The 25,696-nt window shown below is 45.0% G+C and carries 20 protein-coding genes; 12 read left to right on the forward strand and 8 right to left on the reverse strand.

All coding sequences use genetic code 11. The features are described 5' to 3' along the window. The first annotated feature begins 21 nt into the window (after positions 1 to 21). The 8 genes from KL866_RS09990 to tldD are packed head-to-tail and all read left to right on the forward strand — an operon-like array spanning position 22 to position 10,852. Positions 22 to 1,065, forward strand: a complete 1,044-nt coding sequence (locus KL866_RS09990) for a rod shape-determining protein (protein ID WP_012516782.1) — start codon at positions 22 to 24, stop codon at positions 1,063 to 1,065. A 37-nt stretch (positions 1,066 to 1,102) separates the two neighbouring features. Continuing rightward, positions 1,103 to 2,005: a rod shape-determining protein MreC gene (gene mreC / locus KL866_RS09995; protein WP_025256910.1), complete on the forward strand. Its 903-nt coding sequence runs from the start codon at positions 1,103 to 1,105 to the stop codon at positions 2,003 to 2,005. Continuing rightward, positions 1,998 to 2,474, forward strand: a complete 477-nt coding sequence (gene mreD, locus KL866_RS10000) for a rod shape-determining protein MreD (protein WP_025256909.1) — start codon at positions 1,998 to 2,000, stop codon at positions 2,472 to 2,474. The genes mreC and mreD overlap by 8 nt, the downstream gene beginning before the upstream one ends. Before the next feature lie 36 nt (positions 2,475 to 2,510). Next, positions 2,511 to 3,101 (forward strand): nucleoside triphosphate pyrophosphatase, encoded by a 591-nt coding sequence (locus KL866_RS10005; protein ID WP_214994874.1) that lies wholly within the window; start codon positions 2,511 to 2,513, stop codon positions 3,099 to 3,101. Continuing rightward, on the forward strand, positions 3,098 to 4,564 hold the full coding sequence (rng, locus tag KL866_RS10010) for a ribonuclease G (RefSeq protein ID WP_025256907.1): 1,467 nt from the start codon (positions 3,098 to 3,100) through the stop codon (positions 4,562 to 4,564). The genes KL866_RS10005 and rng overlap by 4 nt, the downstream gene beginning before the upstream one ends. A 26-nt stretch (positions 4,565 to 4,590) precedes the next feature. Further along, on the forward strand, positions 4,591 to 8,607 hold the full coding sequence (locus KL866_RS10015) for a YhdP family protein (protein WP_214994876.1): 4,017 nt from the start codon (positions 4,591 to 4,593) through the stop codon (positions 8,605 to 8,607). Further along, on the forward strand, positions 8,600 to 9,418 hold the full coding sequence (locus KL866_RS10020) for a carbon-nitrogen hydrolase family protein (protein ID WP_214994878.1): 819 nt from the start codon (positions 8,600 to 8,602) through the stop codon (positions 9,416 to 9,418). The genes KL866_RS10015 and KL866_RS10020 overlap by 8 nt, the downstream gene beginning before the upstream one ends. Continuing rightward, positions 9,419 to 10,852 (forward strand): metalloprotease TldD, encoded by a 1,434-nt coding sequence (gene tldD / locus KL866_RS10025; protein ID WP_214994908.1) that lies wholly within the window; start codon positions 9,419 to 9,421, stop codon positions 10,850 to 10,852. 89 nt (positions 10,853 to 10,941) lie between these two features. Here the strand turns inward: tldD and yjgA are convergent, their stop codons facing one another. Continuing rightward, on the reverse strand, positions 10,942 to 11,499 hold the full coding sequence (gene yjgA, locus KL866_RS10030) for a ribosome biogenesis factor YjgA (protein WP_025256903.1): 558 nt from the start codon (positions 11,497 to 11,499) through the stop codon (positions 10,942 to 10,944). A gap of 72 nt (positions 11,500 to 11,571) precedes the next feature. Between yjgA and pmbA the strand changes: the two genes are divergently transcribed. Next, a complete protein-coding gene (gene pmbA / locus KL866_RS10035) occupies positions 11,572 to 12,903 on the forward strand; it encodes a metalloprotease PmbA (protein ID WP_214994880.1) in 1,332 nt (443 codons plus the stop codon). Here pmbA and KL866_RS10040 read toward each other — a convergent pair. Continuing rightward, entirely contained in the window at positions 12,900 to 13,754 is an 855-nt protein-coding gene (locus KL866_RS10040; protein WP_214994882.1) for an AraC family transcriptional regulator, read from the reverse strand. The genes pmbA and KL866_RS10040 overlap by 4 nt on opposite strands. Positions 13,755 to 13,858: 104 nt before the next feature. On the opposite strand from KL866_RS10040, the gene KL866_RS10045 reads away from it, so the two are divergent. Then, positions 13,859 to 17,011 (forward strand): beta-galactosidase, encoded by a 3,153-nt coding sequence (locus tag KL866_RS10045; protein WP_214994884.1) that lies wholly within the window; start codon positions 13,859 to 13,861, stop codon positions 17,009 to 17,011. A gap of 81 nt (positions 17,012 to 17,092) precedes the next feature. On the opposite strand, the gene arcA is transcribed toward KL866_RS10045, so the two are convergent. The 6 genes from arcA to KL866_RS10075 all read right to left on the reverse strand — a co-directional run bounded on the left by arcA (position 17,093) and on the right by KL866_RS10075 (position 23,993). After that, positions 17,093 to 17,800, reverse strand: a complete 708-nt coding sequence (arcA, locus tag KL866_RS10050) for a two-component system response regulator ArcA (RefSeq protein ID WP_014947922.1) — start codon at positions 17,798 to 17,800, stop codon at positions 17,093 to 17,095. Positions 17,801 to 17,954: 154 nt separating this feature from the next. Next, positions 17,955 to 19,601: a sensor histidine kinase gene (locus KL866_RS10055; protein ID WP_025256899.1), complete on the reverse strand. Its 1,647-nt coding sequence runs from the start codon at positions 19,599 to 19,601 to the stop codon at positions 17,955 to 17,957. A gap of 176 nt (positions 19,602 to 19,777) precedes the next feature. Further along, complete coding sequence (glgA, locus tag KL866_RS10060; protein ID WP_214994886.1) at positions 19,778 to 21,202, reverse strand: glycogen synthase GlgA; 1,425 nt, start codon at positions 21,200 to 21,202, stop codon at positions 19,778 to 19,780. Positions 21,203 to 21,395: 193 nt separating this feature from the next. Continuing rightward, positions 21,396 to 22,478 carry a methyltransferase gene (locus KL866_RS10065; RefSeq protein WP_214994888.1) on the reverse strand — a complete coding sequence of 361 codons (1,083 nt, stop codon included), beginning with the start codon at positions 22,476 to 22,478 and terminating at the stop codon, positions 21,396 to 21,398. Next, on the reverse strand, positions 22,478 to 23,197 hold the full coding sequence (gene trmB, locus KL866_RS10070; protein WP_025256896.1) for a tRNA (guanosine(46)-N7)-methyltransferase TrmB: 720 nt from the start codon (positions 23,195 to 23,197) through the stop codon (positions 22,478 to 22,480). The genes KL866_RS10065 and trmB overlap by 1 nt, the downstream gene beginning before the upstream one ends. Positions 23,198 to 23,288: 91 nt before the next feature. Then, the gene (locus tag KL866_RS10075; RefSeq protein WP_214994890.1) at positions 23,289 to 23,993 is read right to left on the reverse strand and encodes an alpha/beta fold hydrolase; all 705 of its coding nucleotides are present in this window, start codon (positions 23,991 to 23,993) and stop codon (positions 23,289 to 23,291) included. Between the two features lie 133 nt (positions 23,994 to 24,126). Here KL866_RS10075 and mutY point away from each other — a divergent pair, with 133 nt between their 5' ends. After that, positions 24,127 to 25,194, forward strand: a complete 1,068-nt coding sequence (gene mutY, locus KL866_RS10080) for an A/G-specific adenine glycosylase (RefSeq protein ID WP_214994892.1) — start codon at positions 24,127 to 24,129, stop codon at positions 25,192 to 25,194. A gap of 58 nt (positions 25,195 to 25,252) precedes the next feature. Further along, positions 25,253 to 25,525 carry an oxidative damage protection protein gene (locus KL866_RS10085; protein WP_025256893.1) on the forward strand — a complete coding sequence of 91 codons (273 nt, stop codon included), beginning with the start codon at positions 25,253 to 25,255 and terminating at the stop codon, positions 25,523 to 25,525. Positions 25,526 to 25,696: the final 171 nt, after the last annotated feature.

Below are 25,696 nucleotides of genomic sequence, written 5' to 3' on the forward strand. Positions count from 1 at the left end.
AGAAACAGGAATACACACTTCATGTTTAAAAAGCTTCGAGGCATGTTCTCTAACGATCTGTCCATCGACCTCGGAACAGCTAACACGCTGATTTATGTAAAAGACCAAGGTATTGTTCTAAACGAGCCTTCAGTAGTAGCTATTCGCCAAGAGCGCGCAGCCGGGCCTAAAAGTGTTGCAGCAGTAGGTGCTGAAGCTAAGCGAATGCTTGGTCGTACGCCGGGTAACATTCGCGCCATCCGCCCAATGAAAGATGGTGTTATCGCCGACTTCTACGTAACTGAAAAAATGCTTCAGCACTTTATTAAACAAGTGCATGACAATAACTTCTTGCGCCCTAGTCCTCGCGTATTGGTATGTGTACCGTGTGGTTCTACACAAGTAGAGCGTCGAGCCATAAAAGAATCAGCGCTTGGTGCAGGTGCACGCGAAGTGTTCCTTATTGATGAACCTATGGCTGCTGCAATTGGTGCAGGTCTTCCTGTATCTGAAGCGCAAGGTTCTATGGTGGTAGATATCGGTGGTGGTACTACTGAAGTTGCTATCATCTCACTAAACGGCGTGGTTTATTCATCTTCTGTCCGTATCGGTGGTGATAAGTTCGATGAAGCTATCATCAACTATATTCGCCGTAACTTCGGTTCACTAATTGGTGAAGCGACTGCTGAACGAATCAAGCATGAAATCGGCGCTGCCTACCCAGGCGAAGAAGTTCGCGAAATTGAAGTTCGCGGTCGTAACCTTGCTGAAGGTGTACCTCGCGGATTTACGCTAAACTCAAATGAAATACTTGAAGCGCTGCAAGAGCCGTTAACAGGTATTGTTTCTGCGGTTATGGTGGCGCTAGAGCAGTCTCCACCAGAGCTTGCTTCTGATATTTCTGAACGTGGTATGGTGCTTACAGGCGGTGGTGCACTGCTTAAAGACCTAGATAGGCTACTTATGGAAGAAACGGGGATCCCGGTGGTTATTGCCGACGATCCGTTAACCTGTGTAGCACGCGGCGGTGGTAAGGCTTTCGACATGATTGACCTTCACGGTGGCGACCTGTTTAGCTACGAATAAACAGGAAAGGCAACCGTAAGGTTGCCTTATTTGTATCATGGATACTATTTTTACTCGCGGCCCTTCCTTAAATATTAGGCTTACGTTGGCACTACTACTGTCAGTGACGTTGATATTTGTCGATTATAAAATGGATGGCTTTAAATCTACGCGGGTTTACCTTAACTCTCTAATGAGCCCTCTTCAGTACATTGCTAACCTTCCCGGTTTAATGCTCAGCGAGAGCGCGCAGCGCCTTACCTCTCAAGAACAATTGCTTGCAGAAAACCAAAAGCTAAACAATCAACTATTGCTGATGAGCGAAAAGCTGCAGCAGTTTGAGGTAATCGAAAAAGAAAACGCGCAACTTCGAGAATTGCTGCAAGCTCCCGTGCGCCTATCTTCTGAAAAGATGGTTGCCGAGTTGATGGCGGTAGATAAAAACCCCTATAGTCAGCAGGTTGTCATCAATAAAGGGGCAATAGATGGGGTATATCCATCGCAACCGGTTCTTGATGAAAAAGGCATTGTGGGCCAAGTCATGGAAGTGGGGTCAACCAACAGTCGTGTGTTGCTGATTGCTGATGTTACACACGCTATTCCTGTACGTTCCTTGAGAAATGATATTCGCTTTATTGCCACCGGCAGCGGCGCGCTTAACGAGCTATATCTTGAGCATGTACCGCACAGCGTAGATATTCAAGAAGGCGATACGTTAATTTCGTCGGGTCTGGGTAAGGTGTTTCCTGAAGGTTACCCCGTAGCAACAGTTAAACAGGTAGTTAGGGATGAAAGTCGTCCTTTTGCTCGGGTTATTGTTTCACCGATGGCGAATTTAGACAGACTTCGTCATCTTTTGCTTTTATGGCGTGCGGACGAGTCACCACAAAAGACTGAGTCAGATAAGGATGAAAAGGTAAATAAACCTGCTACCAACCAGGAAGAGTCTTCAGATGCGTAAACGTAACCTCGTTATTTGGTTAAGCTTGTTAGTGGCGCTGGTACTGCAAATTGTTCCTTTGCCCACTCAGGTAGATCTGTATCGTCCTGACTGGGTACTGGTTGTGCTCGCATACTGGAGTATGGCCTTGCCCCATAGAGTAAACGTTGGTGTGGCGTTTTTAACTGGTGTTGCTATGGATGTGCTGGTTGGCACGACCTTGGGCATTCACAGCTTCGGCTTAAGTATTTGTGTTTATGTATTGGCTGCCAATTACCAAAGGCTAAGAAATTACTCTGTGTGGCAGCAAGCCATTATCATTGGTCTACTTGCTTCGCTATATCATTTATTGACGTTTTGGGTTCAGCACCTTTTAACAGATATCTATTTCCAGGTTGATTACTTGTGGCCAGTCTTAACGTCTATGGTGCTTTGGCCGTGGGTATTTTGGCTACTTAGACGCACGCGTAGACAACTATCAATTTCTTAAATTAAACACCTTCACGATTAATCCAAAGGTAAGCCAATGACAAAATCGGTAGTGTTAGCGTCAGCGTCACCACGACGGACAGCTTTGCTCAAGCAAATGAACATAGCCCATACAATACAACCTGCCGATATTGATGAGTCGCCCCGTGATAATGAATCACCTCTGGAACTTGTCGCAAGGCTTGCTACTGAAAAAGCCCACGCGGTGAAATCACAGTTAGTGGCTAAGCGGGCCATGACGAATGACAAGGTTATTCTGGCCAGCGACACGCTTATATCTTTCAAGGGGCAAAGTGTTGGTAAGCCTGAGAATAAGGCTGACTCTAAACGCATTCTCACCATGCTTTCAGATAACACTCACGATGTACTTACTGCTATCTGTGCCTTGAGTGATACTCAGCAACAGACCCAAGTCATTACTACATCTGTGACTTTTGCAGCATTGACGGATGAGCAAATTGACGCATACTGGAATACAGGAGAACCTGCTGATAAAGCAGGAAGTTACGCTATTCAAGGTATTGGCGGTGAGTTTGTGGTTTCTATAAATGGCAGTGCAAGTGCCGTTATCGGATTGCCACTATATGAAACCCGTCAATTACTCAATGCATTTGGAGTTGTGTCGTGAGTGCTGAACTGCTTATTAACGTTACCCCGTCAGAGTCGCGGGTGGCGCTTATAGAAAACGGAATACTGCAAGAAATACACGTGGAGCGTCATACCAAACGCGGTTTGGTAGGCAATATTTATCGCGGTAAAGTAAGCCGTGTATTGCCTGGAATGCAGGCTGCATTTGTTGATATTGGTTTAGAAAAGGCTGCCTTCTTACATGCATCTGACATTGTCATTCACAATGAAATTGCAGAGGAAGTCTCTGCAAGCCAAATTCAAAAGCAAGACATACGTGAATTGGTGCGAGACGGTCAAGACATCGTAGTACAGGTGGTAAAAGATCCCATCGGTACCAAAGGCGCACGCTTAACTACTGATATCACTATCCCAAGTCGATATCTGGTATTTATGCCTTCAGTAACCCATGTTGGCGTATCTCAACGCATAGAGGAAGAAGCGGAAAGAGAGCGTTTGAAATCGCTAGTACAAGAGTTTTGCGATGAGAACGGTGGCTTTATTCTGCGTACCGCAGCTGAGGGCGTCGGCAAAAACGAATTGCAGTCAGATGCAGCGTTTTTGCGTAGACTGTGGGATAAAATTCAGTCTCGTATGAAAAAGCGAAAGTCTAACGTGCTTTATGAAGATTTACCGCTCGCACGACGTGTGCTACGCGACTTTGTCGGTACAGAGCTAGACAGAATTCGCATTGACTCGAAATTATCATTCAATGAGCTTCATCAGTTCACCAAAGAGTACGTGCCCGAGATGAACGGCAAGCTTGAGTACTATCCGGGTGATAGACCTATTTTTGATTTATACGATGTAGAAAACGAAGCGCAGCGTGCGTTAGAGCGTCGTGTTGATTTGAAGTCTGGCGGCTATCTGATTATCGATCAAACCGAAGCCATGACCACCATAGATATTAATACGGGGGCTTTTGTTGGTCACCGTAACTTAGAAGAAACTATCTTCAACACCAATACAGAAGCGACACAGGCTATCGCCCGTCAGCTAAGATTGCGTAACTTAGGCGGCATGATCCTCATCGACTTCATCGACATGATTGAACCAGACCACAAACGACGTGTCTTACACTCATTAGAGGTGGCGACGAACAAGGATAGGGCCAAAATCAATATTCACGGTTTCACTGCGCTTGGGCTTATTGAAATGACCCGCAAACGCACCCGTGAAAGCATTGAACATATACTGTGTGGTGAATGCCCAGTGTGCAAAGGCCGAGGCACAGTAAAGACCATTGAAACCATTTGCTTTGAAATTATGCGTGAAATTGTAAGGGTGAATCGTGCCTACGACGCAGACAAGTTTGTGGTTTATGCTTCACCGAAAGTGGCTGAAGCCTTAATGGGTGAAGAGTCTCATATGCTGGCAGAATTGGAACTATTTGTGTCTAAACAAATCAAGATCCAAACAGAAACATTGTACAATCAGGATAAGTACGACGTCGTCATGATGTAATGCATTAACGTATACAAAGGCAAAATGTGACAAATTTTTCGTCGGTAGCCGCCTATTTACTTAAGAAGTTTTGGCTGCTACTGGCCGTATTGCTTGTACTTTTCGCGCTTGTTCTTAGCGCTGCAAGATATGCCCTGCCGCATATTGAGCACAACAAACATCTGTTGGAAAATTATATAAACGAGCAGTATGGCGTAAATCTATCCATAAAAAGTGTGCATGCTGTTTGGCAGCGCAGTGGCCCCAGCATAGTGCTTAACTCCGTGTCGCTAGCTAAAGACGATGCTTCCCCGGTCGCTTTAGATATCAGGCAAATTTATGTTGAGCTAGACTTTTGGCAATCGCTGCGCCACCGACTTATCTCATCCAACCGTTTTGAGTTGCGCGGGTTTGATCTGGATATTGATGCCGCTCGCCTTTCCAGTGGCGGCAAGAACAATTTTCCTGTGGTAGATGCTTTAGAGCGCCTTTTCTTAGAGCAGCTTCAAAGCTTCTCGCTGGAAGATGGCGTGGTATCTGTTACCCATCTTGATGAGACCAGTTCATTTGATATCGAAAGTTTATCGTGGAACAACCGTAAAGAACGACATCAAGGGTTAGGGCAGCTAAAGGTTGCCGATCTTGCGGCTAATTCCGCATCTTTCATTATTGATATAACTGGCACGCGAGAAAAATTTGAAGGCGTGTTCTACGCCAAAGCAGAAGAGCTCGATATTTCTCCTTGGGTTAGTAATCTTATTAAAACTAAGCGTCCACTTGCCCAAAGTCGCGCGAATTTCGAAGTGTGGACTAATTTCTCTCAAAGTGAAGTGACTAGCGTTCAAGCCGAGCTAAGTGAAAGCCTTTTGGAATGGGGCAATGGCCGAGCAAAAACGGTAACTGGCATCAGCGGTGGTAGTCTTCAGGCGTTGCCTAACACTGGAAGTAAGCAAAGCGGGTGGAATGTTAGGGTTGATCAGCTGGTGCTTAACTCAAGCAATGAAACGCTTACCACAGACCTTATTGGCAGTATAAACGCAAATAGTGATGTGTTGATAAACACCGTTAAGCCTGTGCAGATAAATCCTTTTTTATTGTTGCTGCCACTTTTCATGGACGACACCAGTGAAGAGGAAATTCGTGCCCTCAATCCAAAAGGAGAGTTAGCAACATTGCAAATTCAATGGCATAACGGTCATCCTTCTTTGGCCGCTAAAGTGCTAGATTTGCAGTGGAATAAAACGGACAAAGTGCCTGGCCTTTCTTCCCTTGATGCAGACCTCTTTTGGTATAAAAATAATGGTGCCATTTACTTAGAAAGCAAGAATAGCGTAATAAGCGCTAATGGCGTTATCAAAAAAGACATCAATGTAAACCAGCTTAAATCTCAGTTTTATATCTACCCTGAGCAAGTAGATAGCGAAGAGAAGCAGTGGATAGTAAAAGGCACCGATATGCTGTTGGACAGCGATGCCCTTACCCTTAAACCGCAGTTTAAACTTAACGCGGCAACGGGACATATGTCGCTTTATGTTGATGTAAGTCCGTTGGGCCTAAATGAGGTAAGCAGTTTATTTCCGGCTTCTTTGATGGGGGTTAATACCGATAAATACCTTACTCGAGCGTTTACTGGCAAAGGCGAAATCACAAACGCGCGTGTATTGTGGCACGGACGCACAAGTGACTTCCCCTTTGAAGACAATACCGGTATTTTCCAAGCCTATGTGGACATAGAGCAGGGGGATTTTCTTTTTGCGCCCAACTGGCCTGCGCTCAATAACTTAGATCTGTCTTTGTACTTTGTGAACAATGCATTAGTGATGGAGAGCCCAAGTGCAACCCTTGCCGATATAAAAATAAGCGACATTTCGGCTGCTATACCTAGTTTTAAACCTGGTGCCCGCTTGGCTATACATGCCACTAGTTCAGGTTCTGGCGAAGCACTTACGGCCCTTATGATGGATTCATCCCTTAAAAATTCGCTGGGTAAGGTATTGAACGATGATGTGCAAATTAGCGGGCCGCTGTCTGCTGATATTAAGTTAGACATACCTTTTAAAGGCAAAGATGTGGTGGCATCGGGTACCGCGCATTTATCTAACAACCCTGTCTATATCACAAAAACTAACATGCTTTTTGATAACGCGTCGGGCGATGTTTCGTTTACCAATGGAAATATAGACGCAAGCGGTCTCAATGCACAATTTCTTAAGCAGCCTGTGAATTTGTCGCTGTCTGGTAGGCAGAGCGACACTTACGATCTCCATGTAGAATTAGGTGGGCGTTGGCATGTACACCCGCTAGCTAATTATGTGAATACTGATCTAACTGAGTACATTGACGGTGAAAGTGATTGGAACACCAAAGTAGATCTAACTCTTTCTAAAAGTGGCTTTGAATACTCAGCAAATCTCACGGCAGATTTAACAGCAACGCAAAGTGTACTGCCCGCTCCATTCGATACTTCACCCGGCAGTAGTTTACCGTTACAGATAATAAGTACTGGCGATGGCAAAGCATCGAACGTTAAAGCCACCCTTGGCACCAATATCCGTTTTGACGGTGTGCTTCCTCACAAAGAAATGCAGTTCTCGCGCGCGCATTTGGCCCTGGGTAAAAGCGATATTGCCAATATTGGAACAGGTTTTAGTATCAGTGCAAATTTAGCTAAAGCTGATGCACAAGAATGGTTTACCACCATTAATATGCTACTTTCTGGTAAAGGGAAAGACACTGGCAACTCCTATGCGAAAACCAATGGACAGCCAACTATTCAAACAACAATTAACGACGGTAAGCGCGCGAATTTATTTGGAACACCCTCTCGTATATTCGCCAAAGCCAATTTGCTTAACTTTGCTGGTCATAGCATTAAAAACGCAGAACTGAATGCTACAGAGCGCAATAAGGATTGGATCTTAGACATAGCCTCACCACAAGCAAGGGCGACTGTTCGCATAAATAGCGATTTAAACGAGCAAGGCATTGAAGTAAACGCCGATTACTTGTCCTTAGAAAAGCCTAATGAAACTGAATTATCTGCAACAGCAGATAATAATAGCGCCGATAATGATAGTAATGGCTCGTTAGCCGCTACTAGCGGTGTTCCAAGCGAGGAAGATGAGTCACCGTATAATATCGACCCGAACACGCTGCCCCCTATCTATTTTTACTGCCAATCGTGCAGTGTACACGGCATAGACTTAGGCGAAATTACATTGGATATTGTGAAAGAAGATAATGGACTAGCAATACGCCAGCTTTTAGTGAGGTCTGATGAAACCAACATCACTGCAACGGGTTCTTGGAAGCATGTAAATGGCGAGATACAGAGTGCCTTAAACGGCACCTTAACCTCGCCAGATGTAGGTCAAATGCTTAAAGAGTATGATGTTGAGTCGGGCATAAAAGATTCTAGCGCAAACGTAGCGTTTGATATTAATTGGCCAAACGCACCTATGGACTTTGGCTTTGAACATCTCAACGGTAACGTAGAGTGGTCTCTATCTGATGGTTATCTTACCGAACTCAGTGACAAAGGCTCACGTATTTTTACCTTGTTCAGTTTAAACTCGTTAGTACGAAAGCTAAGCCTAGATTTCCGAGATGTTTTTGCCAAAGGCTTTTTCTATGATGACATGGGCGGTACGTTAAATATTGTCGATGGCAAAGCGTATACCGACGATACTGAAATTGACGGCGGCGCGGGAGAAATAGAAATTACCGGGTTCACTGACTTGAATACGGGTGGGTTAAACTACAATGTGTCGTTTGCGCCGAATGTAACCGGGAATCTACCGTTTCTAGTATATTTCTTAGCAACGCCGCCTACTGCATTAGCCGCCCTTGCCATTGACCAAGTGTTAACCTCTGCGAAAGTCATTTCAAATGTGAACTATCGCGTAACGGGTACCATAAAAGAACCTAAGTTCGACGAAGTTGAGCGCAATAGTAAAGATATTAGTTTGCCTGCGCAAAATGCGCCTGTACCAGCCAATCCCCAAGACAGGCCACTAACGGATGATGACGTACGCAGGCTGAAAATGGAGGTGATCGATGGTTAATTTAGTTGCACTACAAATGACTTCTACACCAAACGTAGAAGAGAATCTCGATACAGTCGCAAGCGAAATGGCGGCGGCCAATATTGAAAAAAGCAGCTTGGTCGTGTTGCCAGAGTGTTTCGCTTGCTTCGGCAGTAAAGACAAAGGTCAACTTGAAGTCGCTGAAGTAAAAGGTGATGGTGCAATACAGCAACGTTTAATTTCACTTGCTAAGCAGCACCAATGCTACATAGTGTCAGGTACGTTTCCGGTCAAAACGGAAAACCCTGATAAGTTTTCTGCTGCATGCATGTTATTTGGGCCAAGTGGCGAGCTTTTAGCTGACTACCGCAAAATTCACATGTTCGATGTATCGGTAAACGACAACACAGGCAGTTACAAAGAGTCTGCCACTACCCAAGCGGGTAGTGAGGTAGTCACTATTCACACGCCAATAGGCAACATTGGGCTTGCGGTGTGCTATGATGTGCGCTTTCCAGGGTTATTTACTGCAATGGGCGATATCGATATTTTGGTGTTGCCTGCGGCCTTTACTCAGCGCACTGGAGAGGCTCATTGGCACACATTACTTAAAGCCCGAGCCATTGAAAAACAGTGCTATGTGGTAGCGCCAAATCAAAGCGGCGTGCATGCTAACGGTCGTGAAACCTATGGGCATAGTATTATACTATCGCCTTGGGGCGAAACCATTGCCGAGCGGGCCTCTGAAACAGGGCTGGTATCGGCGAACGTAAATATTGCAGCAAGAGAAACCATAAAACAGAATATGCCGGTTGCCGAACATAACCGATTCAGGAGTCACTTTGTCTAAATCTGTGAGCGTCATTTATTATCTGACTCAGGCCTAGATATTACTAAGCTAGAGAGTGCGCTGGCGACTATACATCGCCACGACACCGACTATGCCGATTTGTATTTTCAGTCAAGCCAGCACGAAAGCTGGGTGCTGGAAGATGGCATTATAAAAGAAGGCAGCTACAACATTGAGCGTGGCGTGGGTGTACGTGCTATTAGTGGTGAAAAAACGGGCTTTGCTTATTCTGATGAAATAAGCGAAGAAGCGTTAACTAAAGCATGTAAAGCGGCTCGCGGTATTGCGCCAAGCGGCGGAACCCAACAGGTAGCTGGCTTGGGTCACAAGAGCGTTGAAGCACGTTACTCTGAAAATAATCCCATTCTTGCGATGCAAGACGCTGAAAAAATTGCTTTGCTTAAAGCTGTAGATACCTATATTCGTAAGCAAGAACCTTCGGCTAACCAAGTAGTAGTAAGTCTAAGCGGCGTGTATGAAGAGATATTAGTGGCTGGTAGTGACGGTACGCTAGCCACAGACATTCGTCCGTTGGTGCGTTTAAACTGCTCAGTATTGCTAGAACAAGGTGATAGACGCGAGCGCGGTTCAGCTGGCGCTGGTGGTCGATATGCTTACTCATTCTTTAAGCAAGATGAAGATGGCAAACCCTATTATGAGCAACTAGCCGATGATGCCCTACACATGGCGCGAGTTAATATGCAGGCAGTGGCTTCACCAGCAGGTGCTATGCCTGTGGTATTAGGCAACGGTTGGCCTGGCGTATTGCTTCACGAAGCAGTAGGGCATGGTCTTGAAGGTGATTTTAACCGTAAAGGTGCATCAACTTTCAGCGGTCGCATTGGCGAGCGCGTAGCCGCCAAAGGTGTAACGGTTGTTGATGACGGTACATTAAGCGACCGTCGCGGTTCATTATCAGTGGATGACGAAGGCACGCCAACGGCGCACAACGTGTTAATTGAAGACGGTGTTTTGAAAGGCTATATGCAGGATAAACACAACGCTAAGCTGATGGGTGTTGCGCCTACCGGAAATGGCCGTCGTGAATCTTACGCTCACCTGCCTATGCCACGTATGACCAATACTTACATGCTGGAAGGTCAACACGACCCGCAGGAAATTATCGCCTCTATCGACAAAGGGATTTACGCGCCTAACTTCGCTGGCGGTCAGGTAGATATTACCTCTGGTAAATTCGTGTTCTCTAGCGCTGAAGCTTACCTTATCGAAAACGGTAAAATTACTGCACCAGTTAAAGGGGCAACCTTAATTGGTAACGGCCCTGAGGTTATGCAAAAAATCTCAATGATTGGTAACGACACTGCGCTAGATAAAGGCGTAGGTGTATGTGGTAAAGACGGTCAAAGCGTACCAGTAGGTGTAGGTCAGCCTACGCTGAAGATTGACGAGTTAACAGTGGGCGGTACGGCTTAGTTCAGCCAAATCGTTACTAAGAGTACTAAAAAAGGTTGGGCATAAGCACCAACCTTTTTTGTATTTAAAAACCACTTAAAGCCGAAAAGTTAATCTTCGTGAATAACGTCTTTCAAGTACTGAAATAGCTCTCTGAACGCTTTAGGTGGTGCATTCTTTTCGCGTTCTTTCTTAATTTGGCGATGGAATTGACGTAGCTTTTGGCGATCGAGTTCAGGGTGCGCTTCAATCAATTTCTGAATAGCTGGGTCGCCCTGTTCAATTACCGCTTCTCTGGCTTTCTCTAGCACATGAAAAGCCGCGTTTGCAGCTTGGTGTTGATGCGTAAGCTTTGCTAGCGCTTCTTCTATGTCGGCAGTATCGCGATTACGCAGTGCTTTACCAATAAACTGAAGCTGGCGACGATAACCATCTTTTTTCTTGTTAACTTTACGGGCAATAGCAACCGCATCGGCCAACTCTTCATCCATAGGAATCGTGGCAATGTTTGCATCGGTTAAGTTAACCAAGGTTTCGCCTAGCTTGTGAAGCTCTTTTGCTTGACGCTTCAGTTCAGTTTTACTGATTAATTCTTCTTCTTCGAACTCATCTGCTTGCGCATCTTCGAAGTAAGGATCTTCAGGAGAATTGTATTTCTGATCACTCATTTCAAACTCATTAGTGTTACACTTTAGCTAAATTGTAACTATCACAGTCGAATTAAGACAGCGAAACTTACTATGCAAATTGAGCAGCAGTTAGCCGACATTCAAAATGTCGTAGATGATGTACTAAAATTAGCCGTTTCAAAAGGCGCTACGCAAGCCGAAGCCAGCATGTCGAAAGTGCAGGGCATCGCCGTATCTTCACGTATGCAAGAAGTTGAAAATGTTGAATTTACCAACGACGGTGGCTTAGGAATAAGCGTATACGTAGGCAAGCGAAAAGGCAGTGCTTCTACTGCTGATTTAAGCAAAGCAGCATTAACATTGGCGGTAGAAAAAGCCGTAGATATTGCACGTTACACCAGTGAAGATCCTTGTACGGGTTTGGCCGATGCAGACCTTATCGCTACTGAATTCCCAGATTTAGACCTGTATCACCCCGAAGAACTAGATACTGAGAAGGCCATTAAAACCACTATTGAAGCTGAAAAAGCGGCAATGGATTACGACTCACGCATTACTAATTCCGATGGCGCGTCGTATAACGCAAATTTAGGAATGCGTGTTTATGGTAATACTCATGGTATAAACGCAGGTTATCCTAGTAGCCGCTATTCTTTAAGCTGTATGGTTATTGGCGCACAAGATGACGACATGCAGCGCGATTATGCCTACACGGTAAGCCGTAAGGCCGATTTGTTGCAATCAGCAAGTGCTGTAGGCATTGACGCTGCAAAAGCGACTGTAGACCGCTTAGGCGCCCGTAAAATCAACACGGCAAACGTGCCTGTGCTTTTACATCGCGACATTGCATCTAGCTTGTTCGGTCATTATGTCGGTGCTATCAGCGGTGGCAGCCTTTATCGTCGTTCTAGCTTCTTACTTGATAGCCTTGGCAAACAAGTGTTTCCAGAATGGCTTAACGTTGAAGAGCGCCCGTTTATTAAGGGTGGCCTGGCAAGCTCTAGCTTCGACAACGAAGGTGTAGCCTGCTCTGATATGACAATAGTCGATGGCGGTAAATTAGCCACATACCTTTATACCACTTACTCCTCGCGTAAGCTTAGCACCCGTTCTAATGGTCATGCTGGTGGTATCCACAATTGGCTAGTAGGCGATACAGGTCATAGCGATGCTGAGCTTCTAAAAGAAATGGGCACAGGACTATTTGTGACCGAACTTATGGGGCAGGGCGTTAATGGTGTAACCGGTGATTATTCAAGAGGCGCTGCGGGCTATTGGGTTGAGAATGGCATCATTCAATACCCAGTCCACGAAGTAACCATTGCTGGTAATCTAAAAGATATGTTTAAAGGCATTGTGGCAATCGGTGCTGAAAAGGATGTGCGCGGCAGTGTACAGACTGGTTCTGTACTCATTGACCAAATGAAGATAGCGGGCAGCTAGCTCGCATTTTCTCGAAACGCTGAAGGAGAAAGACCTGTCGACTTCTTAAAGCGTTTTGAGAAAGTGAAAACATTTGTGTAGCCCACGTAGCTGGCAATGTAGGAAACGGGCCACTGCGTGCTTAGTAATAAACTTTTGGCCCTTGTCATACGCAAATGTATAACGTGCTGTTTTGGGCTTCGCCCAAACACTTGTAAGCACAGCCTATGAAGGTGAGGCGCAGAGTAATGCGCCTTCTCACTTAAACTTTTCATATCCCAATCAAACTGAAGCTGTTTATCAACTGCTGAAAACACGGCGTGCAACCGGCTTATTTGGCGTCGCTCCTTATCGTCACTGGCAGGCTTTTCACCTAATGGCCTATCAGCAATACGGTATAGATAGCTAGAAACAAGTTGCATTGCAGCGCGCTGGTTCTCAGGGGCACGCTCTAAATACAACAGTTCCATGGCATGGTGCAGCCCCTCTAGCATGGCGTTATCTAAAACCAGTGCGTCGTTACTTCTAAATGACCTCCAACGTTCGGCATTAGCTAAATTTACCCAAATTATGTCCCACTGCTCGCTGACAATGGAGACTTCAAAGCTTTGCCCCGCAGGTAAAAGAATAAGCTGCCCTTCATTTAGCTGCATTTTACCTGAAGGAACGCGAAACTTTCCTTGCCCCTTTATGCTGTAGAACAAGGTATGGTTGGGCGGAGAAACACGACCCACTGTATAATTCCCTGATAAGTTAGAGCATCCTGCCAGTTCGATGCCTAGGTCACTGATTTCTGGCGCGTTGCTACTATCTATAAAGCGTTCGAAGCAGTTGGGGCCAATATCTACAATGTCTCTGAAGCTAGGTTGCATAAATGTAAAATGATAGTTTTGGATAAATAGATGTAAGTTTAGAGCATAAAGGATCTGTAGAAAGTTAGCTATATTTCGCTTAACGAAAAAGTAAAGGATATGACATGCTTAATGTTTCCCAAGTAGTCGCTCAAAAAGACTGGCAAAACCCAGTTGTGTTTCAAAGAAACCGCATCAGTGCCCACAGTCCACATTACGGGTACAAAACGCTAGAAGATGCACTGCACAGTACCAATGCGCAAAAGCGCAGTTTAAATGGTCAATGGGATTTTCGTTTGTTTGATGCCCCAGAAAGCGTACCTGACAGCCTACTTACTAAAACGTTGAGTAACGATGAATCTGAAAACTGGCAGCCTATAGCAGTGCCGTCCAACTGGCAGCTGCAGGGGCATGACAAACCTATTTATTGTAACGTTAAGTATCCGTTTGCAGTAAACCCTCCTGTGGTACCTAGCGACAATCCAACGGGTTGCTATCGTACTACGTTCAACGTTACCGATGATGAACTAAAGCAGCGTAACCACATTGTGTTTGAAGGCGTAAATAGCGCCTTTCACCTTTGGTGTAACGGCGAGTATGTAGGTTATTCTCAAGATAGTCGCTTGCCTGCTGAATTCGATTTATCCCGCCTCTTAGTAGAGGGTGAAAACCGCTTGGCTGTTATGGTGATCAGATGGTCTGACGGCAGCTATTTAGAAGACCAGGATATGTGGTGGCTCAGCGGTATCTTCCGAGACGTTAATTTGGTCACCAAGCCTCAGCATCACATTCAAGATGTGTTCGTTACACCAAAGCTTGATGCGTGTTACCGCGACGCTACGGTTTCAGTTCGTACTGCCATCAATGCGCCATCTACCTTTAAAGTGGGCATCCAGCTTTTTGATGGTGATAACGCTGTTACCGAGCAAGCTATTACCGGCACCAATAATAAGCGTATTGATGAAAAGGGAGGCTGGGATGATGTGGTTTTCCAAGCGCTAGACGTGAAAGAGCCCAAACATTGGACCGCAGAAACGCCAAGCTTATACCGCATTGTGGTATCCCTTATTGATGAGAGCGGTAACACGGTGGACCGTGAAGCCTACAGCGTTGGCTTTAGAAATATTGAAATGAGAAACGGCCAGCTATTGGTTAATGGCAAAGCTGTGCTTATTCGCGGTGTAAACCGACATGAGCACCATCAGTTTAAAGGTCATGCCATCAATGAAGATGACATGCTTGAAGACATAAAGCTTTTAAAGCAGAACAATTTTAACGCCGTGCGTACTGCACATTATCCCAATCACCCTCGCTGGTATGAGCTTTGCGATGAATATGGGCTCTATGTGGTCGATGAAGCGAATATCGAAACCCACGGTATGTTTCCCATGGGTAGGTTGTCTCGCGACCCGCTTTGGGCAGGTGCTTACATGGCTCGCTTTACCCAAATGGTTGAACGAGACAAAAACCACCCTTGTATTATTATCTGGTCGCTAGGTAATGAATGTGGCCACGGGCCTACCCACGACGCAATGTATGGCTGGGCAAAGTCATTTGACCCATCACGACCCGTGCAATACGAAGGCGGCGGCGCTGATACCACGGCTACCGACATTATCGCGCCTATGTATGCGCGGGTAGATACGGACGTGGAAGACGACGCAGTACCTAAATGGGCCATCAAAAAGTGGTTGTCGATGCCAGGGGAAAACCGCCCCGTTATTCTATGCGAGTATGCTCACGCAATGGGTAACAGTTTGGGAAGCTTTGACGAATATTGGAAGGCATTTAAAGACTACCCGCGTCTTCAAGGTGGCTTTATTTGGGACTGGGTTGACCAAGGGTTAACTAAGCACACTGACAGTGGTGAAGCTTACTGGGCTTATGGTGGGGATTTTGGTGATACCGATAACGACCGTCAGTTCTGTATCAACGGATTGCTGTTCCCAGATAGATCGCCACATCCCCACTTGTTTGAAGCTAAATATTGTCAGCAGCACTTGAGTTTTTCACTGGTCGAGAAAGATAAAAAGCTAGAAGTTGCAGTAAACAGTGATTATCTGTTTAGACACACAGACAATGAGTTGCTGCGTTGGCAAGTGTTAGAAAATGGCAAGGTGATAAATGAAGGGCAAAACGAAATCGACATAGCGCCGCAGCAAACACAAACCGTGTCGTTATACCCTGAAATTACGTTTAAAGCAGGCGCTGAGTATCATTTGAATATTGATATCGTGCTAGCGAACGACTGCCCTTGGGCTAATGCAGGGCATACCATGGATACTGCCCAGTTAAAGCTAATCAATAAGCGCGGTATTGTGTCGTTTTCATCCAAAGAGAATAACGTAGCGAATGGGGCGAGTGAGCTGTCAATTGAGGCTCAAGATGGGATGTTGCTGGTAAATTCGCAAAACAACGTATTTAGCTTTAATAGTGAAAGCGGACTACTAACCTCGTGGCTTCAAGACGCAGAGGAAACCCTTAGCGCACCGCTAGAAGATAATTTCTTTCGAGCGCCGCTGGATAACGACATCGGTGTAAGTGAAGTTGATAATCCAGACCCGAACGCATGGGAATCTCGTTGGCGTCGCGCTGGAATTGGTCAGTGGGCACGAACTTGCACAGGTGTAACTGTTGAGCAGGGCGCGCAAGACGTGCGCATAACCTCGTTATTTGAATATCATCATGACCAATTGCTGGTGGCGGCAACCAAGTGGGTTTACACCATCAGTACACAATCAGAGCTTTTGGTTGAGGTAGAAGTGCTATTGAACGACAGTTTACCGCCAATGCCGCGTATTGGTATGCAAACAGCAGTGCCTATAACGCAAAAGCGTATGGTGGATGAACCTGTAGCCCAAGAGCAAATGCTGGTTACTTGGCAAGGGCTAGGACCATTTGAGAATTATCCAGACAGAAAGGCGGCGGCGCGCTTTGGTTGCTACACCTTACCCATTAATGAAATGCAAACGCGCTATATATTTCCTAGCGATAACGGTTTGCGCAGTAATTGTAAGGAGCTAACTCTTGGCGGCTTAACTGCTAACGGACAGTTTCACTTCAGTGTAAGTAAATATGGGCAAGCTCAGCTAGATGAGGCAAAACACACCTGTGATTTAGTCTCTCAGGATTGTGTATTTGTGTACATCGACCATGCGCACATGGGGGTAGGTGGCGATGACTCTTGGAGCCCAAGCACACACAAAGCGTTCTTGTTGGAAGAGAAACATTATCGTTACTCGGTATGCTTTAACACTACTGCTTCATATCAGCGCTAGCGGTAGATGAAGTAACCATGCACAAAAAAGCCGCTACATGTTAGCGGCTTTTGTTTAATTCAAACTTGTTCAGGCGGCGTATTAACCGTCTACCTGACCACAGAAACGGTAACCTTCACCATGGATGGTTACAATCAATTCTTCATCTGATGGATCTGATTCGAAGTGTTTACGGATACGACGAATAGTTACGTCTACCGTACGGTCATTCGGACGAAGTTCGCGGCCAGTCATTTCCATAATTAGCTGTTCACGGGTAAGGATTTTACCTGGGTTGCTAAGGAAAAGGTGAAGCGCACGAAATTCACTACGAGGTAGACGGAATTCTTTACCGCTAGGAGAAATCAGTGAGCGGCTATCACCGTCAAGCGTCCAACCGTTAAAGCTTACACGGCTTGGCAAATCATCATCTTCAGAAGAATTTGTTGTGCGAGACAATAAGTTGCGCGCGCGAATAGTCAATTCGCGAGGGTTAAATGGTTTAGTCAGATAATCATCTGCGCCAATCTCAAGACCTAGGATGCGATCAACGTCGTTGTCACGACCTGTCAGGAAGATAAGACCAACGTTTTTACGGTCGCGTACTTCACGCGCCAAAATTAAGCCGTTTTTGCCTGGTAGATTAATATCCATGATAACCAAATTGATAGCGTGATTCTCGAAGAAATCATGCATTTGATCACCATTTTCGGCCTCAAACACATTATACCCTTCCGCTTCAAATAGACTCTTAAGCGTGGTACGGGTTACCACCTCATCTTCAACAATTAACACATTTGGCGTCTGCATGGTGTTTTACACTCTTTCTAAAATACGATTTAAGCAACTAACTGGTTAAATTTTAATATTCATGCACTTGATTGCAAGCAACTTGTGAATATTCTTACTGTTAAGGTATTGGGATTAGCCAATAAAAATCAAGAAAAGTTCATACTTTATACAACTATTCTGATGTTTTCGCATTAACAACAGGGAAGATAATTACAAATTCTACGCCGTTGCCTTCCTCACTAGTTATCGAAATGGAACCATTGAGGGCTTGCGTTACTAAGTTGTATACCAAATGCATTCCCAGTCCAGAACCGCCTTGACCACGCTTCGTGGTAACAAAAGGGTCGAATATTCGCTTGCGAATCTCTGGAGAAATACCTTTTCCATTATCGGTATAAACAAGCTTGAGCTTATTGCTACTAATCAACTCGGCACGAATATCAATTGTGCCTTCATCCATGGTTTCAAATCCATGAATAATCGAATTCATGATTAAATTAATCAAAATCTGATTTATTGGGCCAGCCTTCGTTTCAACGCTAAGGGTAGGGTCGCAATTTACGTTGATGTTGTGTTTTAATTTTTTGAGTCGAGGCTGCAATGACAATAGTATCTCATTAACTAGCTGTACAACGCAAAAACTTCGACTAGTTTCTGAGGTTTGATCTACAGCAACCTGCTTAAAGCTGCTAATAAGCTCGGCAGCTCTGTTCAAATTGCGGTAAATAATGTTCAGATTTTCGTTACTTTCTTCTAAAAAGCGCTTCATCGCGCTGGCTTTCAATGTTTTATTTTCAAAATCTTTTTGAATCACGGCTAAACGGTCGAGCATCATAGTCGACGCCGTTACGCCTAAACCTATCGGGGTGTTTACCTCATGGGCTACGCCAGCAACCATATCACCAAGTGACGCCATTTTTTCATTCTGTACTATTTGACGTTGGAATTGATGCAGTTTTTCTAGCGTTTGAATTAGCTCTTGGTTTGCATCTTTTAAGGCAGTAGTTCTGTGGCTTACCATATCTTCAAGACTGGCATTTAGTTTTCTGTGTTGTTCCTCTGCTTGCCTCTGTTTTTGCATGTATTCTTGCATGCGCAGCAACATTACGTTAACCGCATCAGCTAAAATGTCGAGTTCTTTAATGCTAGAGCCACTGGCGCGGGCTGAATAGTCACGCTGTCGCGACGTGCGTTGTAAAAAGTTAGCTATGTCTTCCACTGGACCAGTTACATTGCGCTGCATTCTTATTGCAGAGTAAAAGCTAATGACCAATAGCGCTAAGGCTACCGCCAAATTTAACCAAATTGAGCTTCCAACCAGTTGATTAAAGTTTTCCGATGAAATTCTTAAATATACCCAACCCAACTGTATATTAGCTTCTGAGTCGAATACTTTTGAGCTTAGTTCAAGGTATTGTCCGTTATCTGCTAGTTGTGGGTTCATAACCATATTAGCCAACTGATTTTCCTTACCACCTAATAAAAGTTGCCCCTCTTTATTATACGAAGCGAAAATCTCTGGTTTTAGCGAACTATTTTGGGTTTTGTAAACGTGGGCATTAAGAACTTGGTCAGCCGCAATAAGGTTATTTAACGCATATTCGATACGCTCAGGTGTTTCATCGTAAAGGTATCTAGCTGAACTTCTCGCCACTAGTTTGGTAAGCATGAGCGCATTATTCTCAAGCTCATGCCGATAGGTTTGTATTTGTGTGTAAACGGAAAGACTAGATAACACCGCAAGGGAAAAGGTAGCAATAGACATTACCACCCAAAGAAATAGGCTCTTTATAGAAAGCTTAACTGCCTTATCCGTCATACCCGCCTTGCGTACTGTCCATTTACCTCTTCCGTTTTTTAATAGTGGCGCAAAAATAGGCAAAAAGAAAGGCGTTCATAAACAATAATTAATGCGCGCCTTGCGGCTGATACTTTCAAGGTTTGGCATAGATCTTTGAACACATAATTACTGCACAGTTCGTCTAAAAATATGGGCTAGTTAACTATTGATATATAAAGTTGCTGATAACTTTTCGCGGCGGTTTCCCACGTAAATCTGGTATACATTCCCCTTTGCTGCATCGCTCTGAACTTGCCGGTATCTTCATAATAAGCCAGCAATGCCCGTCGAATACATGAAAGCAACGCATGCGGCGTAGGCTCATCAAACACAAACCCTGTACCTTCGTTATCATTGCTATAATCGATGACAGTGTCTTTGAGCCCGCCTACTGAGCGCACAATAGGAATAGTGCCGTACGCCAAGCTGTACATTTGATTTAATCCGCAAGGCTCAAATTGAGAAGGCATAAGGAAAAAGTCGGCGCCCGCTTCAACTAAATGTGCGTGCTCGGAGCTAAATCCATTGATAAATGCAAATTGCTCGGGATGCTGTTGCGCAAACTCGCCAAGGTCCATACAAACTTTAGGATCGCCAGTGCCTACTATGACCATTTGAATATTGTGTTTAACTAGCTCGTCCAAAATTGGCAGTATATATCCAAAGCCTTTTTGTTCCGTAAGGCGACATACCATCCCAATAAGTGGAATATTACTGTGTTCAGGTAACCCTGATTTTTCTTGCAATATTTGCTTGCACGCAGTCTTCGGATGAAGGTTATCAACGCTGTAGTTTTCTGGTAGGAACGCGTCAGTTGCTGGGTTCCACTGTGTGTAGTCGCAACCATTAAGTATGCCGCTTAAATCTGCGTGGCGCTTAACTAATCGCTCATGAAGCCCATGACTTCCTAAGTCAGTGAGTAGCTCTTGGGCATAATTGGGACTTACTGTGGTCACTTTAGTGGCAAACTCGATACCGCTTTGTAGCATGTTGATATAGCCGCCATGTACCTGTCCTAAAATGTTAGGGTGATGGCGAAGATAGGGTATAGCCTCAAGCTTATTAACACCTTGAAAAGCGGCATTATGGATAGTGAATACGGTTTTAGTGTTGTCGAAAAATCCAGATTGCTCATGAGTCAGTAAGAAAGGCAACATTGCGGTATGCCAATCATGACAGTGAATAACATCGGGCTTTTTATCAACAGCTTTTAGTGTTTGAAGTACTGCTCCGCTGAAAAAGCTAAAGCGTTCGCCATTGTCTTCGTACCCCTCAAAGGCCGAAGCATAAAGCCCCTCGCGCATGAAGTACTCGGGTGAATCTACAAAATAAACGGTAATGCCGTGCCATTGTATGTGGCGTATATCAAAATGATAGACTTGGCCTTCAGTAAACAAGGTTTGTTGCTCTGTTACTTTTTCAGCAGCAAGCTTTTCAGCAAGCACCTTATAATAAGGCATTACAATAGCAACATCGTCCCCTAGTGCACTTAGCGCCAAGGGAAGTGCTTTTCCTACATCTGCAAGACCGCCGGTTTTTACCAATTCTTCTACTTCTGAAATAGCAAATACAATGTTCAAAGGTGTCTCCCAAAATGCGAAAAGTGCGGCGCACTTATTATACTTGTGCGCAGTGCACTCATCATATTTTTATGCGGTGCACTTTATATACCTAATAAGTCAAGAATAATGCTTTGGGGCATTGCCAGCTTAAAATACATGCCCAAAGCATTTGGTAGAAATCTAACCTAGCACAAGCTTATTGCTTTTTTAATTATAAAGCAGCTTGGTAGACAGAAAATTGTGAAGTTTGTGCAGTGGTGTATACCGTTTGGAAATGTTCAGATAATAAACCGGGGTAAGGTAAGAATCGATTTGCTACCATTTGCATAGTACCGCTTCGGCTCAAGCTCGCTTTTGCATCTGATATAAAGCGCTTTGTAATGGTGTAGTCGGTTTTAATGCCCGTGTGAAACGGCGGGTTCGTGACAATATGCTGAACTTTTTGAGTGAAGCCGTGTAAACCGTCCGCTGCATATAAGGTTGCTGATAGTCGATTTTCAGCAAGAGTTAGTGCGCTACAGTAAACTGCAAGTGCGCTGACATCGGTAAGGTGCAACTTCAAATGTGGGTATTTCAGCATAATATAACTGGCAATCACCCCAGAGCCGCAGGCGAAATCAAGAACATCTCCGCTTAGCGATGTAGAGAGCTTTTTTAATAGAAGTTCCGTGCCAGTGTCCAGTTCTTTATAACTGAACACACCTGGTATAGAGGCTACTTGCCAAGATGTCTCTTCAACTGCGTACGTGTTGATATCAATCCATGCGTCAGGTTCGAAGGCTAAGTGAGGCTCTTCAACAATAACGGTAATAAGGCTGCAGTGGCGAGCAGAGTCAACTTTATGCGTAGGGCCATATTGTTGCATTAACTTAGCGGCACTTTTAATACCGCCTTTGTTTTCACCTACAACGTGAATACGGCCATTTTGGCCAACCATACTCGCGGCCATTCGAAGTAACATTTGAAAATGGGTTTTTGCTTTAGGTAAAAAAACCATTACGTCAGTGTGGGTGTTTTCTAAAGCCAAGAAAGGCGCAAAGATATGCGTATGATTACCAACCTTTTGCGTCACCTCAAAGCCTGTGCGTGTAATATCTCTGCTATCAAACGATACAGAGGGTATGACGCGCACGCACTCCGAAAAAATATCGAAATACTGATGAAGAACCGTTACGTTGTGCGACTTGAGGCCGTCTAGGAAATATGCGTCAGCGGGGTTAATAAATGCCCACTGGCCTTCATCGAAAAGCGCAATATTACGTTCTAACAGCTGGCTTTGAGGAGATAAAATCATTACTTAGTACGCTCGAAAATTAGATCCCATACACCATGGCCGAGTTTTTGACCGCGTGTTTCAAACTTAGTGATTGGGCGGTAGTCGGGACGAGGTACATAATCGCCATCCGTTGCAGTATTGGTGTAACCGTCGGCATTAATCATAACATCTAACATATGCTCAGCGTATTGCTCCCAGTCGGTTGCCATATGAAAGCAACCGCCAACAGCTAACTTGGTGCGAACTAATTCAACAAATTCGGGCTGTACGATACGACGCTTGTGGTGACGCTTCTTGTGCCATGGATCTGGGAAAAACAACTGAAGGCGAGACAATGAACCGTCAGGTATCATATTTTTCAGCACTTCAACCGCGTCATGCTCCATTACACGCAAGTTCTCAACGCCTTGTTCACTGGCGTCTGCCAAGCATGCGCCTACTCCAGGTCGGTGTACTTCAATGCCAATAAAGTTCTTTTCAGGCGCGTTCGCGGCCATCTCAACTAGAGACTTACCCATGCCAAAGCCAATTTCCACAACCACATCTGCGTCTCGGCCAAACAACTCTTGCAACGACAAGGGCGCGTCAACATAGTCGATACCTTTGGTTGGCCAGTAATCAGCCAGCGCTTTTTCTTGTGCTTTTGTAAGTCTGCCTTCGCGTTTAACGAAGCTCTTTACTTTACTTACATATACTCCAGCGGCTTCTGCTTCCGCCTGACTTTTGAATTGCCTCATTTGCAATGCCTTTCTAACCCAATTTTCTGGTGGCGCATTATCCACTTACCCACGGCTTATGCAACGCTATAGTGGTAAAAATGCTGTAATTTTATACGCTAATTTGTTTAGCAATAATAGACGCTACGGCGTCAGTTTGCTCAAGTACCAACATATGCCCCGCATCATTAACAGTGTGGAAAGCTGCTTTGGGTAACGCGCTTTTAAGTTGCAGTATCACTTCTGCAGGAGCAATCGCGTCTTGTTGAGCGGTTATTAAGGTTACAGGCGCATTGATCTTCGCCAGTGCTTTTACGGTACTCTCTCGTGGTGTTGTGGCGAGCGTGTGGTTAAGAAGCGTTGTTTTACCTAAATCCTGAGCCATTGATTTTACAATGCCTGCCACATTTTCATCGTCCAAACGTGTGGGGTGAATAAATCGTGAGAGATAGGCATCATTGTCGGGTTTAAAGTTTCCTTGCTTAAGTATAGTAGTCAGCTGCTTACGCTTGGCAATTTCTTCTTTTGACAAACCTTCTGGGTTGTAGCCTATCAGCGTAACAGAGGCTACATTGTTAGGATTGCGCTGTGCGACTAGTGCCGCAATAAACCCGCCCATGGAGTAACCTACAAGGTGCACTTTTTCGTCATCGAGGATACGGTCTTCACTTAATGCCAGCATTTCTTCTTGTGATGCTGCCCATTGAAGCGGCACATACCTGCGCTGTGAAATATTCAACGTGCGCCATAGTGGCAGGAATACGCGCTCGTCGCAGAGTGTACCGGGAAAAAACAAAACAGGGTGCTGCACAGACACGTGTGCTCCTTAACATTAAACTAGCTAGTTACATGCTAACATAGCGCGCATGTTAATGAATGGTCGCTAGGCAGAAAGCATTAAGCTTTATTGGTAAAAGAATAAGCAGTAGCAATTACCCATATAGATAATTATGACAGAACAACAATATTCAGGAAGCTTTGCAGAGCGAGTGCTTGCATGGTTTGACAAACATGGGCGAAAGCATTTGCCTTGGCAGAAAGAGGTAACGCCCTATAAGGTATGGGTTTCGGAAATTATGCTCCAGCAAACCCAAGTTACTACGGTAATTCCTTACTTTGAGCGTTTTATGGCGTCGTTCCCCACGGTGCATGATTTAGCTAAGGCATCTCAAGACGACGTGCTTCATCATTGGACAGGGCTTGGTTACTACGCAAGAGCAAGAAACTTGCACAAGGCTGCCAATACACTGGTAGATAAATATGACGGTGAGTTTCCCTATAGTCTTGAAGAAGTGATGGATTTGCCCGGCATAGGGCGCTCAACTGCCGGTGCCATTTTGTCACTGTCTCGCAATATGCGCTTTGCTATTTTAGATGGTAATGTGAAGCGTGTGTTGGCGCGGTACTATGCAATAGGCGGGTGGCCAGGGCAGAAAAAGGTAGAAAACCAACTTTGGGAAGTGGCCGAGAAAAACACGCCTACCAACCCAGAAGGCGGACGATGTGCCAACTATACCCAGGTGATGATGGACTTGGGCGCGATGATCTGTACGCGAAGCAAACCCAAGTGTGATGAGTGCCCACTTCAGGCCGACTGTATAGCCTATGCCCAAGGCGCGCAAACCGAGTACCCGGGCAAAAAGCCGAAAAAGACGCTGCCCGAGAAATCTACTTTTATGATGGTGGCCCAGTTCAAAGGTCAAGTATATTTAGAGCAGCGACCCTCTACAGGACTGTGGGGCGGTTTGTATGGTTTTATTGAGGTATCTTCAATAGACGAGGGTATTGAGCAGCTTAACAAGCGGGGGGCCACAGTTGAAGAGACCCGAGAGCTTGAAGGCTTCCGCCATACCTTTAGTCATTTTCATTTAGATATCACCCCGGTAGTGGCCGTGGTAAACTCTGCTCCAACAAAGCGCGTAGCTGAAACGGCATATCGCTGGTTTTCGTTGAACGAGCCTATTGAAGTTGGTTTAGCGGCACCTACAACCAAGATAATTCAGCAGTTAATGCGATAGGCTTGCAAAGATAGCCTTGTATTAATTGCTAAGCAGATAGCGAACGAAAGGAAATAACATGGCAAGAACGGTATTTTGTCGCAAGCTTCAAAAAGAAGCAGACGGCTTAGATTTCCAACTTTATCCGGGCGAACTGGGTAAGCGTATTTTCGACAACATCTCTAAAGAAGCGTGGGCCGAATGGCAAAAGAAACAAACCATGCTAATTAACGAACATAAGTTAAATATGATGGAGCCGAATGCCCGTTCATTTTTGGAAGAAAAAATGTCGGCCTACTTGTTTGACGACGTAGAGCCTACGATTGAAGGCTATGTTCCGCCTGAAAAATAAGCAAAAAAGCGTTTTTTGAGCAAACAATGCGCAAACAGTAATAAAAGCGCAAAAAAAGCGAGAAAAACGGTTGACTTGTGAAGGCGAAAACCGTTTAATACGCACCCACAGCAGGACAGGCAGCAAACGCCTAGAACGCTAACAAGTTTCAGCCTCGATAGCTCAGTTGGT

Origin of the sequence: Alteromonas sp. ALT199 (assembly GCF_018619335.1) — a bacterium.
Taxonomy (GTDB): domain Bacteria; phylum Pseudomonadota; class Gammaproteobacteria; order Enterobacterales; family Alteromonadaceae; genus Alteromonas.

Coding starts and splice junctions, on each gene's coding strand:
- KL866_RS10045 (WP_214994884.1), top strand. CDS start 13,859: ATGCTTAATGTTTCCCAAGTAGTCGCTCAAAAAGACTGGCAAAACCCA.
- KL866_RS10055 (WP_025256899.1), bottom strand. CDS start 19,601: ATGACGGATAAGGCAGTTAAGCTTTCTATAAAGAGCCTATTTCTTTGG.
- mreD (WP_025256909.1), top strand. CDS start 1,998: ATGCGTAAACGTAACCTCGTTATTTGGTTAAGCTTGTTAGTGGCGCTG.
- KL866_RS09990 (WP_012516782.1), top strand. CDS start 22: ATGTTTAAAAAGCTTCGAGGCATGTTCTCTAACGATCTGTCCATCGAC.
- KL866_RS10020 (WP_214994878.1), top strand. CDS start 8,600: ATGGTTAATTTAGTTGCACTACAAATGACTTCTACACCAAACGTAGAA.
- KL866_RS10040 (WP_214994882.1), bottom strand. CDS start 13,754: ATGCAACCTAGCTTCAGAGACATTGTAGATATTGGCCCCAACTGCTTC.
- pmbA (WP_214994880.1), top strand. CDS start 11,572: ATGCAAATTGAGCAGCAGTTAGCCGACATTCAAAATGTCGTAGATGAT.
- mutY (WP_214994892.1), top strand. CDS start 24,127: ATGACAGAACAACAATATTCAGGAAGCTTTGCAGAGCGAGTGCTTGCA.
- KL866_RS10005 (WP_214994874.1), top strand. CDS start 2,511: ATGACAAAATCGGTAGTGTTAGCGTCAGCGTCACCACGACGGACAGCT.
- yjgA (WP_025256903.1), bottom strand. CDS start 11,499: ATGAGTGATCAGAAATACAATTCTCCTGAAGATCCTTACTTCGAAGAT.
- arcA (WP_014947922.1), bottom strand. CDS start 17,800: ATGCAGACGCCAAATGTGTTAATTGTTGAAGATGAGGTGGTAACCCGT.
- trmB (WP_025256896.1), bottom strand. CDS start 23,197: ATGAGGCAATTCAAAAGTCAGGCGGAAGCAGAAGCCGCTGGAGTATAT.
- KL866_RS10065 (WP_214994888.1), bottom strand. CDS start 22,478: ATGATTTTATCTCCTCAAAGCCAGCTGTTAGAACGTAATATTGCGCTT.
- KL866_RS10085 (WP_025256893.1), top strand. CDS start 25,253: ATGGCAAGAACGGTATTTTGTCGCAAGCTTCAAAAAGAAGCAGACGGC.
- mreC (WP_025256910.1), top strand. CDS start 1,103: ATGGATACTATTTTTACTCGCGGCCCTTCCTTAAATATTAGGCTTACG.